Here is a 13,980-nt window from a genome sequence, read left to right on the forward strand (position 1 = left end):
AACATCTATACATAACAAAACACAGATATTCGCAAAAAGACCAGAAAGGGGGAGTGAACACATGAAGTTAAGCGAGCTGTTGAATGTGTTGAAAACAGCAGAAACTGCGGAAGAGATGGATGTGAGACGAGAAGAAATCGCAGCGCTGATTCCGGCCGTACGAACCATGTTCGGCTATGATCAGAAGAACAGTGCACATCAGTATGACTTATGGATGCATTCCCTCCATGTGGTCTGCAATCTTCCGCGGAGGATGGAAAATGACATGGTCTATCTGGCGGCGCTGCTGCACGATATCGGAAAGCCAGAAGCGCAGTGCAGGGGAAAACGCGAGGGTGATCCGGACATGCATTACTACGGTCATCCCGAAAAAAGCATGGAAATCGTGCGCGATATCGTGATCCCGGAGCTGGACCGGCAGGGGTATGTGATTCCGTGTTTCGATGTACAGGAACTTCTTTATTACGTGAAATACCACGATGATCATGTCAGTGTGAAATTAAAGCACGTCAGACGCCACACAAAAATGGCCAGCTTTGCGATGTTTCAAAACCTGATGCTGCTACAGACGGCAGATGCCAAAGCACATATCCAGATCCCTGTTATCGCCGAGCGGGCAGAAATCTGCGGACGGCTTGCCGGTGAGGAAGGCAGACTTCTCTATCAGAAAATTCTGGATGGGGAGTAGGCTGATGAGCCGAAGCTGTAAAAAAACGCCCGTCAGCAAAGGCCGATGCAAAAATTCCCGTTGGGCAAAGCGCGCGGCAAATAAGAGGGTTCGACGGGCGAAAACACTGTGGGGAAAATCAAAAGCATTTCGAAAAATTTCTGAGACATGGGATATCTGCGACTGGAAATTTTACGGTGAGAGACCCTGAAATCCGAATCGGGAAGAAAAAAATCACTGGGAAAAATGCTATTACAGAAAATGATCTGGAAAAGATGCATGAAACCATGGATGAATTATGAATCAAGATCCCGAAAGGAAATCCTGAGCTGGGGACAGAAGACAGAAACACTAAAATAACAGAATAAGGCGGTAGTTTAACGGGCAAAACCTGTGCAGAAAAAAAGGTTTCATGTTTGTGGAACACACAGCAACTTTTTGAGGAGAATAGGGAGGCACAGAATGCAGGTTCAAGTCCTGCCCGCCTTACGCGAGTGAGGTAGCTTAAAAGAAAGAGCGCGAAAAAACGGTCATGTGCGTGACCGTAACGGCAAACTTTTTTCCAGTGGTAATGGCGAAGATGCCGGTTCAAATCCGGCCCTCACTCAGAAAAAAACAGAAGAGCAAACGAGAAAGAATGGAGTCCACAGATCCAGAAAAGGATGTATGGAGAAAACAGTGGAAGGAAAGGAGCGGCAGCGATGGATTTTGCAGAATGGATACGGGAGCAGGCGACAAAAACTTATACAGAAAATGGAGCAGCAGCACGGAACACAACCGGCGATGCGCGGCTGGATCTGTTTGCGACAATTGGATCCCTGCGCAGAGCGGATCCGGAAAGAATTGAGCTTCTGTTTGCGGAAGCATATCAGGCAGACCCGCTGTTCGCGTTGAAAATCCTGTTTTATGCGCGTGATATCCGGGAAGGTCTCGGCGAGAGACGTGTCTTTCGGATTCTACTACAGTATCTTGCCGAGTACCATCCGCAGGCAGTCATTGCCAACCTTGACCTGATTGGTGTTTTCGGCCGTTTTGACGACTGGTACTGCCTGATCGGAACTGGCGTTGAGGACGAGATGTGGAGTGCCATGAAGCAGCAGCTGGAAGCAGATCTGAAAAACTTCCAGGAGGGAAAAAGCGTTTCCCTGCTTGCTAAATGGATCAAAACGGCAGACTCTAAAAATACGGAGACGAGAAAACTCGGCATTCTGACGGCGCAGAAACTCGGCTATCCGGTTTACAACTTCAAAAGAATCGTCCGTTCCCTGCGGAAATATATCGGTGTGCTGGAAGTGAAAATGTCAGAAGGAAAGTGGGAGGAGATCGTTTACCCGGAGGTCTCCGGAAGAGCCATGATGATTTACAGGAACGCATTTCGAAAACATGATGAAAAGCGTTTTAACCAGTATCTGGCGAAGGCACTGGATGGAAAAGAAAAGATTCATGCGGAGACGCTGTACCCGTACGATCTCGTGGAAAAAGTTCTGTATGGACGTCAATGGAATCAGGTATTGGAGGCGCAGTGGAGGCAGCTGCCGGATTATGTGGCGCAGGAAACGAATGCAATTGTCATTGCAGATGTTTCCGGTTCCATGAGTGGAAGACCCTTGGCGACATCCATTGGTCTTGCTATTTACTTTGCAGAGCGGAACCGGGGCGCTTACCACAATCTTTTCATGACGTTCAGCCAGAAGCCGGAATTTGTTTCTCTGAGAGGGGAAACCCTGTTGCAGAAAATCAAATACGTCGAGCGTACGGAATGGGGGATGAATACTAATCTTCAGGCTGCATTTGAGCGGGTTCTGGAAACAGCGATGGATCACGATGTACCGCCGGAAGAAATGCCGAAAGCGCTGATCGTTGTATCTGACATGGAGATCGACAGATGCGGAGACCGCAATTGGATGTTTTATGATCATATGAAAGAAAAGTACGAGTATTGCGGCTACCAATTGCCGAATATTATTTTCTGGAATGTAGACAGCCGAAACGATATTTTCCATGCCGACAGTCGGAGAAAAGGTGTCCAGCTATACAGCGGCCAGTCGGTTACGACATTCCAGAATCTCCTGAACAATATTGACAGCACACCGGTCAAATCGATGGAAAAAGTGATTGAGAGCGAGCGGTACGCATGCGTCAGAACTGGAAATGCGGCATAAAAATGTTAAAGTTAGCAGTATGGATAGAAAGCTTTCAAAAGATGTAAAGCTGATATTGGAAAATAGAATGTAGAAGAATAAAGGAAAAGAGGACACTATGGCATCAAGCATGATTCACTTGGCAATTGTACAGGAGATGAGAAAGGAAGTCTCGTTTCGAGATATCAACCGCCTGTTTCTTGGGGTGATTCTGCCGGATGGGGCGGTGGCGGGAAATAGCCATTTAAAGAAGAAAATCTGCGAAAATACCAGATACACATACGATCTCGAATGTTTCCGCGACAGATACGGGAAATACATGAAGAAGGATGATTTATATCTCGGCTATTATCTTCATCTGATCCAGGATATGCTATATCGGAGATTTATGTATGGGGAACATGGCTGGAATTCGAGCGTTCCTGGAAATGTAGAAAAACTGCATCGGGACTACGAGATATTAAATGAATACGTTTCGAAAAAATATGGCCTTTCCCAGGAAATGATCCAGGAGCTGGATCTTACAGAAGAGCCATTGGCACAGCTTGCTGAATTCGATGTGAAAGGTCTTATAAAAGAAGTCCGCGGGGAATTCGTCCAGAGAAAAGAAGAGAAATTGTCCATCCTTACCAGACAAATGGCCGACGAGTACATCGTACGCGCGACGGAATTCTGCGTGGAAGAGCTAAAGGCACTGTCCAAAGGGAAATCAGGTCTGGACAGTACTGTGTGGAGCTGGGAAAAACCAGAAAACATATCACATGAAAAATTAAACCAGAAGTTAAATGCAAAAATCGAAAATATGTAATATAGTATATACAGAACAAAGCACAGACATTCACAAAAAGAACAGAGACGTGCAGAAAGCAGGAATGCAGCAGACACATTTATGAGTGCAGACCGCAGGCATACAATGTGGGATGTATGAAGCCATGGATGAATTATGAACTAAGGTCGCTGAAGGAAATCCTGAGCTTTAGAGAGAAGGCAGAGGCAGGAAAATAGCATCTCCACCGATGATATAAAGCAAGTCAGGGTGGAACAATATTTGATACACATCAGTATCCACAAAAAAATGTGGCTGAAAATAAGGCGGTAGTTTAACCGAATCAAGTAAGTCCCCTGCTTCAATTGCGAAAAGCAATAAGCAGTGGGTGGGGACTTGCTTGTATCAGGAGTGGTATAAGCCACTCCTGATAAGCTGCGAAGCAGCTATTCGGTTATGAGCAAGTAGCGAAGCGGATTGCGAATATCCGCTTTGACCGGGCAAAACCTGTGCAGAAAAATGTTTCATGTTTGTGGAACGTACAGCAAATTTTTCGTAGAGGATAAGGCACAGAATGCAGGTTCAAGTCCTGCCCGCCTTATGCGATTGAGATAGCTCAAAAGAAAGGAGCGGCAGCGATGGAACAGATCATCGAAAGCGAGCGGTACGCGTGTGTCAGAACAGGGGATGTGGAAGAAAAGATGTAAAGTAGTGATTGGAAAACAGGATGTAGGAGAATAAAAGAAAAACGGACGCTGCGTTTCAAAGATGAAGCAGTGTCCGTTTTTTACTATATGTAAGATACCGGGGTCAAAAGGTCAAAAAGCCCTTTGCCCCCAACATCTATTTAAGAAAAGTTGACAGTTGAAAAATTATGCAAAATACTCTCCTGCCAGTTCCTTAAACGCCGGCAGTGCCCGCTCGATCTGTGCGGTAGTAACGCAGTACGCGATCCGTACGAATCCCGGTGCACCGAAGTCATCGCCGGGTACAAGAAGAAGTTCGTGTTTTTTCGCTTTCTCACAGAATGCATACGCGTCCGGTTCCGGAGTTTTCATGAAGAGATAGAAAGCGCCGTCCGGGTGAACGCAGGTGAAGCCGTAGGCGGTTAATGAATCATACAGCAGATCGCGGTTTTTCTTGTAGACCGAAAGATCAGAAACCTGTCCTGCGCATTTGGCGATGACGTGTTGGATCAGGCTTGGTGCGCAGACGAAGCCGAGGGCGCGTCCGGCGCCGCAGACGGCTGCGTAGATGGTTCTTGCATCATCGACCTCATCCGGAACGAGAACGTAGCCGATACGCTCGCCCGGCAGGGAGAGGGATTTGCTGTAGGAGTAGCAGACCAGCGTGTTTTTGTAATATTTTGTCAGATACGGAACTTCCACGTCTCCGTAGACAAGTTCGCGGTACGGTTCATCAACGATTAGATAAATCGGATGACCGTATTCGGCAGATTTTGTTTCCAGAAAAGCAGCGAGCTTCTGAATGTTTTCTTCGGTGTAGACAACGCCGGACGGATTGTTCGGGGAATTGACGAAAACACCTTTGGTGTGCGCTGTGACAGCGGCCGAGAGGCGGTCAAAGTCGATCTGGAACGTGGAAGAATCAGCCGGCGTTTCGATTATGGCTGCGCCTGCAGATTCGATGAAAACACGGTATTCCGGAAAGTACGGGGTAAATACGATATACTCGTCGCCCGGAACGGTTAAAGCGCCAAGGACGATGCGGAGCGAAGCGGCTGCACCGCAGGTCATATAGAAGTTGTCAGCGTGGAACGTGGTACCAAAGCGTTTGTTCAGGTCGGCTGCAACGGCGGCGCGGGTATCGGCATCGCCCTGCGCGGAGGTGTAGCCGAAGAGATAGTAATCGTCTTTGGAATCGAGCAGCTCCTTGATGGTCTCATGAACGGAGGCCGGAGCCGGCACGTTTGGGTTTCCGATACTGAAATCAAAGACGTTTTCTGAGCCGATCTCGGCAGCGCGTTTTTTACTGTATTCGAAAATCTCGCGGATTACCGATTTTTTTGTGCCGAGAGTTACCATTTTTTCTGAAATCATGTGTCAATCCTCCTGAAGTAAATTATTTGCCGCTGTTTTAAATGAACTGTAAATATTATTCTTTTTTCTGCTTTTTCCTTATTTTAGCAGACAAAGACTGAATTGTAAATGCAGCATTTTCGGTCTCATGCTCCCGCAGGCTGAAAAGATGGCGGAAGCAGACCACGAGTGATACCAGCAGACTGCCGAGCCGCACGGACGGAAGAAAGCGGGAAATTTGTGCGGCAACGGCAAACCCGGAGAACGAAACGATCGAGCGCAGACTGTGTGGCTGGATAATGAGAATCAGCGAAAACGTCAGATAAAACGCCGCCAGAAGAAGCGCCGGCCGCAGATCCGGCAGGAGGCCGAGCAGCACGCCAAACGAGACAGAGATCGCCTTTCCGCCTTTCGCAGGCTGCAGAAATGGCCATGCGTGTCCGGCCACCGGGGCGAGCAGAATCAGGGCGAAAATCCAGGAACCCATCGAAACAGCGGAACTGTGCGCCGCCAGAAACACCGGCAGAAATCCCTTCCCGATATCGCACAGGACGCAGAGCAGTCCAATCCGCAGTCCAGCCACTGAAAAGGCGTTGAAGGCGCCTGGATTCTGATCTTCATTCACAGTTCGGACATCCACGTGGCAGAAGTATTTTGGAATCAGGTACGAATACAGTACGCTGCCCGAGAGGTACCCGAAGAAACTATAAAACAGATAAGCAGTAAGCATCATAAGCAGTTACTCCGAAACTAATTTTTCCAAAAGGTGTGTAATTGACGTTCCCGCCTGCGGATGGCTGTTTTGATGCTGGGTATCGCGCATCGCAATCTGACGTGCATCATCGTGGGCAAGCGAAATACCGGCCTCTGCCAGCTCTTTCTGATGTGCGCCGGTCACGGACATTCCGCGTGAGACAAAAAAAGCACGGTTTTTTGTTTCGCAACCCGGAATCGGATCAGTGTGTACGAGCGGAACGCGCCGCACAGCGGCCTCGGTACTGCTTAAGCCCCCGGGCTTTGTAAACAGCACATCGGCAGCGGCCATATATTCCGCAACGTGGCGTGTAAAACCGATGATATGTACATTTGGGTTCTTATGGAACTGCAGCCGGAGCGAACGCATCCGTTTTTTATTATTTCCGCAGATGATCACAGCCTGTTCGCCGTTTTCCAGCCGGGAAACGAGTTCATGTGCGAGCAGATGCACTTTGCCGAATCCCATACTGCCGCTCATGACGAGAAACAGCGGAGCATTCTCGGGAAGACCGAGATGGCGGCGCACATCCTCTTTGGATGCAGGGCGCGCAAATGCGGGCCGCATCGGAATACCGAGAGGAAGCAGTTTTTCTTCCGGGATACCGCAGGATGCAAACTCCGGGATCAGATCCTTGTGCGGAACCACATAGTAATCGCAGTTCGTCTCTTCCCAGAACGGAATGCACGCGTAATCGGTGGCAACGGCAACGCAGGGAATCGTCAGCCGTCCTTTCTGTTTCATCCAGGTCAGTGTTTCCGCCGGATAAAGATGTGTGGTGACAACGGCATTAAAATGGTTTTGATCAATATAATCTGCAAGCGCATTTCCAAGCCGCGCATTTGCATAGTAAACGGGGGATTTCCAGGGAAATTTCCGTACCAGCTCACCAAGCTGATAGAGTGCGCCGAAGCCGGCCGGAAAAACGGAGACAAGCTTCACATAAGCTCCGCCGACCAGTGCGGAGGTATGCTTTCGCCCGAGGCTCATCAGATCCAGAACCTCGGCTTCGTGGTGATAAAAATTCAGACTTTCTTTTAATGCAGAGGCCGCAGCATTGTGGCCACCGCCAGTATTGCAGGATAAAATCAGTACCTTCATAAGAAAACTCCATTCTTTTGTTGTATCCCGAAGAGAACCTGAAAAAGGGGATGCCGATGTTTTGTTTTCAGACACGCTTTAGTATAGAACGCTGTTATTTTTCGGACAATCCACAAAATGAGAAAAGTGTCTGATATAACAGAAAAGCGGCAGGCAGCAGAAACACCGGGGAGACGCAGACGGAGCATCCACCTACGGATCAAGATATTGAGAGAAAGGAAAGAAACGACGGATGCCTGAAAAATTGGCAAAATAGAATAAAATCGAAAGAAAAAGAAACGAAAAACAGGATAAAATGCTGAAAAATCAATTGACATCCACTCCAAAACTTCGTATCATAAAGACAGAATGGGGCGCGTTCGGAAAGCAATCTGCGCACCGGAAAATACAGGAGGTAAGCTTAAAATGGGTAAATGGCAGAGAAGTCTTTACCAGCCGGTTCTGCCGCTGGGAAAAGACGGAAAAAGAGTAACAGGAAGCGCGGAACATATCGCACTTTCCAGAAAAGCAGCAGGAGAAGGTATGGTTCTGGTGAAAAACGAGAACGACACACTGCCGCTCGCAAAAGGCACAAAAGTAGCTTTATTTGGAAAAGGAACGATTGATTACGTAAAAGGCGGCGGCGGAAGCGGTGACGTTACGGTCGAGTATATCCGCAACTTCTACGAAGGCATGAAGATCAAAGAAGCCGAGGGGGAGGTTTCTCTGTTCCATGAGCTGCCGGAATTCTATGAGAAAAATGTAAAAGAGCAGTATGCTGCAGGCGCTGTACCGGGCATGACAAGAGAGCCGGAAGTACCGGACGAGCTGGTACAGAAAGCAAAAGCATATACCGATACCGCAATCATCACCATCTGCCGTTTCTCCGGCGAGGGCTGGGACCGCAAATGCCAGATCACCGAGGAAGGCTATGAGCTGTTTGAGGATGAGAAAAAACAGATCGAGCTGAGCGCCAGCATCTTCGAAAACGGCGACTTCTGCCTGACAAACGGCGAAGCAGCCATGGTAGAAAAAGTAAAAGCAAACTTTAAAAATGTCATCGTTGTCATGAACGTCGGCGGTATGGTTGATACCAGCTGGTTCAAAGACTGCAAAGAGATTCCGGCGGTGCTGATGGCATGGCAGGGCGGCATGGAAGGCGGCCTCGCGGCAGCGGACGTTGTAACAGGCGACGTCAACCCATCCGGTAAACTGGTTGATACCTACGCAGCAACCCTCGAGGATTATCCATCCACCGAGAACTTCCATAAATCCGTTTATTACGTGGATTACAACGAGGATATCTACGTTGGCTACCGTTATTTCGAGACGATTCCTGGCGCAGCGGAGAAGGTCAATTATCCGTTCGGCTTCGGCCTTTCCTACACCAGCTTTGAGACAGAAGTTCTGGGGGCAGAAGAGAAGGATGGAAAGATTGTTGTAAAAGCAGCTGTTACCAACACCGGAAAACGTGCCGGAAAAGAAGTTGTACAGCTCTACTATGGCGCACCGCAGGGCAAGCTTGGCAAGCCGGCCAAAGAGCTTGGCGCTTACCGGAAAACAAGACTGCTGCAGCCAGGCGAGACACAGAGAGTCGTTCTTTCCTTTACAGTGGAAGATATGGCATCTTTTGATGACCTTGGAAAGGTTGCAAAATCTGCCTATGTTCTTGAGGCAGGAAGCTACGTCTTCTACGTTGGAAACAATGTAAGAGATGCGAAGAAACTGGACTTCACCTACGATCTGGCAGAGGCAGAAGTGACTGCACAGTACACCAGCCTTGCCGCTCCGCATAAGCTGGAAAAACGTCTCCTTGCGGATGGAACCTACGAAGCGCTTCCGACCGATAACGGCCCTGTCGAGGAAGAAGGACTGGAGCGTCAGGATAAGCTGACTCTGGAAGGCTTCCTCCCGGCAGTCAAAGCACAGGAGAGAAAGAGCTTTGGCGAGCTTATGGAAGCAGCAAAGACGAATCCGAACCTGATGAATGTGGTCGAAGGAAAAGAAACGCTCGACGAGTTTGTAGATAAGCTTCCGACAGAAGCACTTATTCATCTGCTCGGCGGTCAGCCGAACACAGGAGTTGCCAATACGTTTGGCATGGGAAATCTGCCTGAGTACGGCATCCCGAATATCATGACCGCAGACGGACCGGCAGGCCTTCGCATTCAGCCGCAGTGTGGCGTCAACACGACCGCATGGCCGTGCGCAACATTGCTTGCCTGCACCTGGGATCCGGAGCTGATCGAAGAAATCGGTAAAGCCGGCGGAGAGGAAGTCAAAGAAAACAACATCGGCATCTGGCTGACCCCGGCTGTCAACATTCACAGAAGCCCGCTCTGCGGAAGAAACTTTGAGTATTATTCCGAGGATCCGCTTGTAGCCGGAAAATCCGGTGCGGCAATGGTACGCGGTATGCAGTCCGAGCATATCGGGGCAAGTGTGAAACACTTCTGCTGCAACAACAAAGAAACAAACCGAAAAGACAGCGATTCCCGCGTTTCCGAGCGTGCGCTGCGTGAGATTTACCTGAAAGCCTTCGAAATCATCGTAAAAGAGGCAGATCCATACACAATCATGTCGTCCTACAACCTGATCAACGGCGTTCAGGCATCTGAGAACAAGGATCTTTTGACCGGTATTCTGCGCGGTGAGTGGGACTTTAAGGGAATGGTAACGACCGATTGGTGGACCCACGGCGAGCATTACCGTGAGACAAAAGCCGGAAATGATATCAAGATGGCAAACGGATACGAGGAGCGCGTACAGGAGGCATTTGAGAAGGGATACATCACCCGCGACGAAATCGCTCTTTGTGCAAAACGAATCCTGACCATGATTCTTCGCATGGACTGATGTGGATGCATGTGAATAAATAAAGAAAAGTGTGGATAACACATAAAAAAATCGTATGCTGTTGTGGAAAAAGCAACAGCATACGATTTTTTACTTTCCGGACAGGATTCTTTCCTGTTTACACGGCAATGATCTGTAGCAAGACTCTGGCGACCGCAGCGCAGTAAAAACGAGCGGAAACTACAGGAAAAAAACTGTTTTCAGGCGGCAGCCTTCTGTAGCTCTGCCATAATCTTAAATTCCCGCACGACCATAACGATGCTGACTGATGCGGCTGCAAGGTCTGCAATCGGTGCAGTGTACATCACGCCGTCAATGCCGAAGAGATACGGAAAAATCAGCAGCAGCGGAAGCAGGAAAATAATCTGTCTCGTCAGCGAAAGAAAAATACCCTTCTTCGGTGCTCCGATTGAGGTAAAGAAATTCGAGCTGACCGGCTGGATACCGTTCAGGAATGTGAAAAACAGGAAAATGCGGAAGTACCGCTCTGCAAAATGCAGGTACTCTTCTGAACCGGAACCAAAAATGCCGATAATCTGGCGCGGAAAGAACTGGAAGCAGAGGAAGGCGACGATGGAAATGGCAGTCGCCGCAAAAACTGCTTTTTTATAGGCGTCCTTCACGCGGTCATATTTCTGTGCACCGAAGTTGAAGCTGACAATCGGCTGAAGTCCCTGGGAAATGCCGATGACAAAGGAGAAGAACAGCATATTCACCTTTGAAATAATACCGGCGCATGCAAGCGGAATGTCGCTTCCATAGACGGAATTGGAGCCGTAGTAGGTCAGTGTGTTGTTCATAACGATCTGAACAACCATCATTGCCACCTGGTTGAATGCCGGAGTTGCACCAAGCGCAGCGATCCGTGCCCAGCAGGCTATTTTCGGCTTCAGATCGGAAAGAGAAAGCGGCAGCGTTTTAAAACCGCGCAGATAGAAGACAACGAGCGCGAACGATAAAATCTGTCCGGTGATCGTGGCGAGCGCTGCACCTGCCATGCCCATGTGGAAAACGAAGATGAACAGCGGGTCGAGAATCGTGTTGACGATCGCGCCGATCAGGTTACACAGCATGGAAAATTTCGGGCTGCCATCCGCGCGGATCAGGTTGGAGCCGCCGATTGTGATGATCAGAAACGGGAATCCGATGGAGGTAATTCTGGTGTAAGTACAGGCATAATCAATGACATCCGGCGTTGCACCAAAGAGAAGCATCATCGGACGCAGAAAAAGCTGAACGGCAACGCAGAGGATCACACCGAGGATTGCCAGCATGGAGATGGCATTTCCAACATAGGATTTCGCGTGCTCCGGATCCTTTCTGCCCATGCAGAGATTGAAATTTGCAGCACCGCCGATGCCGCAGAGCAGACCGATGGATGTGCAGACCATGCTGAGTGGGAACGCTACGTTGGTCGCTGCGTTTCCGAGCACGCCGATGCTGTGACCGATAAAGAGCTGGTCTACCATGTTATAGAGGGCGCTGACGAGCATCGCGATGACGCTCGGAATCGCAAAACGCCGCAAAAGAGAGCTGACCGGTTCCGAGCCGAGAGGATTTTCGGAAGGTTTCATAGAGGGTATCTCCTTTCAAATGGAATAAAAATTCATCGTTTGTATCGGGTGAACATTCACGGAAAAACTCCGAGACTATACAGTATACCATAGAAAGAAAACAGAAAACAAGAGGGTGACCGTTATTTTCAGGAAGTGTAACAGAATCGTAGCAGAACACTCTGTGTTTTTAAAAAAAGGGATTGACAAAAATAAAATATTAACCTATATTGAAACAAGGTTAACAATTCAAAAGCAGAAAGAATTGGATACAAGAACCTGCGAGGAGGATTTACATTCATGAAAAAATCAAAACTTACCACAAAACAGATTGTACTGACCGGCATGATGACGGCAGTGCTTGCGGTACTGTCCATTGTGACGATTCCGCTTCCGACCGGCGTTCCGGTGACGCTGCAGACCTTTGCAATGGCATTTTGCGGCTACGTGCTTGGCTGGAAATTGGGAGGTGCATCGTCCGCTCTTTATCTGATCCTCGGCGCGATCGGCGTTCCGGTTTATGCCGGCATGAGCGGTGGATTCGGCGCTCTTCTCGGACCGGCCGGCGGCTTTATTTTCGGATTTATTCCGATGGCAATGCTCTGCGGTGCCGGAATTAAAAAAGGCTTCCCGGGCAAACCATTCGTTCTTGGAATCGCAGGTCTTGCGGTATGTCACGCATTCGGTGTGGTACAGTTTTCCATTGTAACAGGAAACACGATCCCGGCTTCGTTCCTGGCAGTTTCCGTTCCGTACATCGTAAAAGATGTGATTTCCGTTGTAGTAGCTGAAATTCTCGGTGTAGCCGTTCGAAAAGCACTGTCAGCAGCTCATGTAATGAACTACGGAACCGCAGCATAATCACAGAGCGTTTCTGAAAAACCAAAAGATAAAAACAAGAGACAGGCATCCTGACAATCTGCCAGGTGTCTGTCTTTTTCTGTTTTGTCAAGCGGATATTCGCAATCCGCTTCGCTACTTGCCTGATTCGGTTAAAGTATTCCGCAGCAGCAGCGGTTATTTGAAAAAACGTGCAAAATGCATTTCATACAGTTTCAAAATTTTAATGAATTCCTAAGAAAGAGGCAAGAAGGCGTTAAGGGAGATATGGTAGGATAGAAAGCAGGAAAGAACAACAAAGGGGTTTGAAACTATGAGAAAAAGAACACGAAAACACCGGGGAACAGCGGGAAAAATGGTTGGAGGTTTTCTGGCATTTTTCTGCCTGATCCTGCTGATGGCCGGAATGTTCTGGGCAATCCAGGGATATGTTTCCTATCAGAAGGCAGTGAAGGAAAAGCCGCTCGCGCAGGCGGTAGAGGAAATCAGAAGCGAAGCACAGTGGGTTCCCCTGAAACAGGTGCCGGAGCTGTACAAAAAAGCGGTGCTTGCTGTCGAGGATCACCGGTATTACACACATCACGGGATAGACTGGATCAGCATGGCGCGCGCGGTTGTACATGACATCCGCGTGATGAAACCGGAGCAGGGAGGCAGTACTATCACACAGCAGCTGGTAAAAAACATGTATTACGATCAGAATAAGACACTTGCCAGAAAAGCGGCAGAGGCGTGGACAGCACTCTATGTGGAACGACAGCTCTCCAAGGAAGAAATTCTGGAGCTGTACATCAACACTATTTATTTCGGGGATGGCTATTACGGACTCAAAGAAGCATCGCGTGGTTATTTCGGAAAAGAGCCGCAGGATCTGACCGACAGCGAAGCCGTTCTCCTCGCCGGAATCCCGAATGCACCGTCCGCCTACGCACCGTCGCGCCACGCGGATCTGGCGCTGCAGCGGGAAAAGCAGGTGCTGGCGGCAATGGTAAAATATGGATACCTGGAACAAAGTGAGACGGACAGCCTGCTGTGGGATGCGGCAGCCGATCCGGTTCTGGCACGATAGAAAGAAAAGTGAGGAAAAAAGAATGGGAAAACTGATCAGACTGGGGGCAACAGCGCTGTCCATGATTGGAATTTTGGTGATGATTCTCTGTGTGCAGGCGGCGATTTTATTTGTGAGGCTGTGCATCCGAAGAAAGCAGAAAAAAATTGAGCTGAAATAAGAGAAGGAAAAATGTGAGCAGAATTGCCGGAAGAAAAACGGTGATTCTGCTCGCG

At 48.8% G+C, this 13,980-nt stretch carries 11 protein-coding genes and 1 tRNA gene; 8 read left to right on the top strand and 4 right to left on the bottom strand.

Annotated elements, in window-relative coordinates; translation table 11 throughout:
• Positions 1 to 61: 61 nt before the first annotated feature.
• From DWZ44_RS11495 to DWZ44_RS11505, 4 genes are all read left to right on the top strand, one after another.
• Positions 62 to 688, top strand: coding sequence for an HD domain-containing protein (locus DWZ44_RS11495; protein WP_117804915.1), 627 nt, complete (start codon positions 62 to 64; stop codon positions 686 to 688).
• Positions 689 to 1,033: 345 nt separating this feature from the next.
• A tRNA-Phe gene (locus DWZ44_RS18225) sits at positions 1,034 to 1,156 on the top strand.
• Between the two features lie 212 nt (positions 1,157 to 1,368).
• Positions 1,369 to 2,829 carry a DUF2828 family protein gene (locus DWZ44_RS11500; RefSeq protein WP_117804947.1) on the top strand — a complete coding sequence of 487 codons (1,461 nt, stop codon included), beginning with the start codon at positions 1,369 to 1,371 and terminating at the stop codon, positions 2,827 to 2,829.
• A 97-nt stretch (positions 2,830 to 2,926) separates the two neighbouring features.
• Positions 2,927 to 3,616, top strand: a complete 690-nt coding sequence (locus DWZ44_RS11505; protein ID WP_117804916.1) for a hypothetical protein — start codon at positions 2,927 to 2,929, stop codon at positions 3,614 to 3,616.
• 830 nt (positions 3,617 to 4,446) lie between these two features.
• Here the strand turns inward: DWZ44_RS11505 and DWZ44_RS11510 are convergent.
• Genes DWZ44_RS11510 through DWZ44_RS11520 form a run of 3 tightly spaced genes read right to left on the bottom strand, consistent with a single transcriptional unit; the run spans position 4,447 to position 7,468 of the window.
• Positions 4,447 to 5,634: a pyridoxal phosphate-dependent aminotransferase gene (locus tag DWZ44_RS11510; RefSeq protein ID WP_117804917.1), complete on the bottom strand. Its 1,188-nt coding sequence runs from the start codon at positions 5,632 to 5,634 to the stop codon at positions 4,447 to 4,449.
• A gap of 55 nt (positions 5,635 to 5,689) precedes the next feature.
• Entirely contained in the window at positions 5,690 to 6,346 is a 657-nt protein-coding gene (locus tag DWZ44_RS11515) for a glycerol-3-phosphate acyltransferase (protein WP_243002071.1), read from the bottom strand.
• A gap of 6 nt (positions 6,347 to 6,352) precedes the next feature.
• On the bottom strand, positions 6,353 to 7,468 hold the full coding sequence (locus DWZ44_RS11520) for an MGDG synthase family glycosyltransferase (protein WP_117804918.1): 1,116 nt from the start codon (positions 7,466 to 7,468) through the stop codon (positions 6,353 to 6,355).
• 405 nt (positions 7,469 to 7,873) lie between these two features.
• Between DWZ44_RS11520 and DWZ44_RS11525 the strand changes: the two genes are divergently transcribed.
• Positions 7,874 to 10,303, top strand: coding sequence for a glycoside hydrolase family 3 protein (locus DWZ44_RS11525; RefSeq protein ID WP_117804919.1), 2,430 nt, complete (start codon positions 7,874 to 7,876; stop codon positions 10,301 to 10,303).
• Between the two features lie 200 nt (positions 10,304 to 10,503).
• Here DWZ44_RS11525 and DWZ44_RS11530 read toward each other — a convergent pair whose 3' ends face one another.
• Complete coding sequence (locus tag DWZ44_RS11530) at positions 10,504 to 11,877, bottom strand: MATE family efflux transporter (RefSeq protein WP_117804920.1); 1,374 nt, start codon at positions 11,875 to 11,877, stop codon at positions 10,504 to 10,506.
• 279 nt (positions 11,878 to 12,156) lie between these two features.
• Here DWZ44_RS11530 and DWZ44_RS11535 point away from each other — a divergent pair, with 279 nt between their 5' ends.
• From DWZ44_RS11535 to DWZ44_RS18230, 3 genes are all read left to right on the top strand, one after another.
• Positions 12,157 to 12,717, top strand: a complete 561-nt coding sequence (locus tag DWZ44_RS11535) for a biotin transporter BioY (RefSeq protein WP_022461328.1) — start codon at positions 12,157 to 12,159, stop codon at positions 12,715 to 12,717.
• Positions 12,718 to 13,009: 292 nt separating this feature from the next.
• Positions 13,010 to 13,765: a transglycosylase domain-containing protein gene (locus DWZ44_RS11540; protein WP_330411459.1), complete on the top strand. Its 756-nt coding sequence runs from the start codon at positions 13,010 to 13,012 to the stop codon at positions 13,763 to 13,765.
• 22 nt (positions 13,766 to 13,787) lie between these two features.
• A complete protein-coding gene (locus DWZ44_RS18230) occupies positions 13,788 to 13,925 on the top strand; it encodes a hypothetical protein (protein WP_156327580.1) in 138 nt (45 codons plus the stop codon).
• The last annotated feature ends 55 nt before the right edge of the window (positions 13,926 to 13,980 follow it).

It is taken from the genome of Blautia sp. AF32-4BH, assembly GCF_003460565.1.
Taxonomy (GTDB): Bacteria; Bacillota; Clostridia; order Lachnospirales; family Lachnospiraceae; genus Fusicatenibacter; species Fusicatenibacter saccharivorans.

Bases quoted from the DNA above. Each gene is read 5' to 3' on its own strand.
- DWZ44_RS11495 (WP_117804915.1), top strand. From the start codon at position 62: ATGAAGTTAAGCGAGCTGTTGAATGTGTTGAAAACAGCAGAAACTGCG.
- DWZ44_RS11500 (WP_117804947.1), top strand. From the start codon at position 1,369: ATGGATTTTGCAGAATGGATACGGGAGCAGGCGACAAAAACTTATACA.
- DWZ44_RS11505 (WP_117804916.1), top strand. From the start codon at position 2,927: ATGGCATCAAGCATGATTCACTTGGCAATTGTACAGGAGATGAGAAAG.
- DWZ44_RS11510 (WP_117804917.1), bottom strand. From the start codon at position 5,634: ATGATTTCAGAAAAAATGGTAACTCTCGGCACAAAAAAATCGGTAATC.
- DWZ44_RS11515 (WP_243002071.1), bottom strand. From the start codon at position 6,346: ATGATGCTTACTGCTTATCTGTTTTATAGTTTCTTCGGGTACCTCTCG.
- DWZ44_RS11520 (WP_117804918.1), bottom strand. From the start codon at position 7,468: ATGAAGGTACTGATTTTATCCTGCAATACTGGCGGTGGCCACAATGCT.
- DWZ44_RS11525 (WP_117804919.1), top strand. From the start codon at position 7,874: ATGGGTAAATGGCAGAGAAGTCTTTACCAGCCGGTTCTGCCGCTGGGA.
- DWZ44_RS11530 (WP_117804920.1), bottom strand. From the start codon at position 11,877: ATGAAACCTTCCGAAAATCCTCTCGGCTCGGAACCGGTCAGCTCTCTT.
- DWZ44_RS11535 (WP_022461328.1), top strand. From the start codon at position 12,157: ATGAAAAAATCAAAACTTACCACAAAACAGATTGTACTGACCGGCATG.
- DWZ44_RS11540 (WP_330411459.1), top strand. From the start codon at position 13,010: ATGAGAAAAAGAACACGAAAACACCGGGGAACAGCGGGAAAAATGGTT.
- DWZ44_RS18230 (WP_156327580.1), top strand. From the start codon at position 13,788: ATGGGAAAACTGATCAGACTGGGGGCAACAGCGCTGTCCATGATTGGA.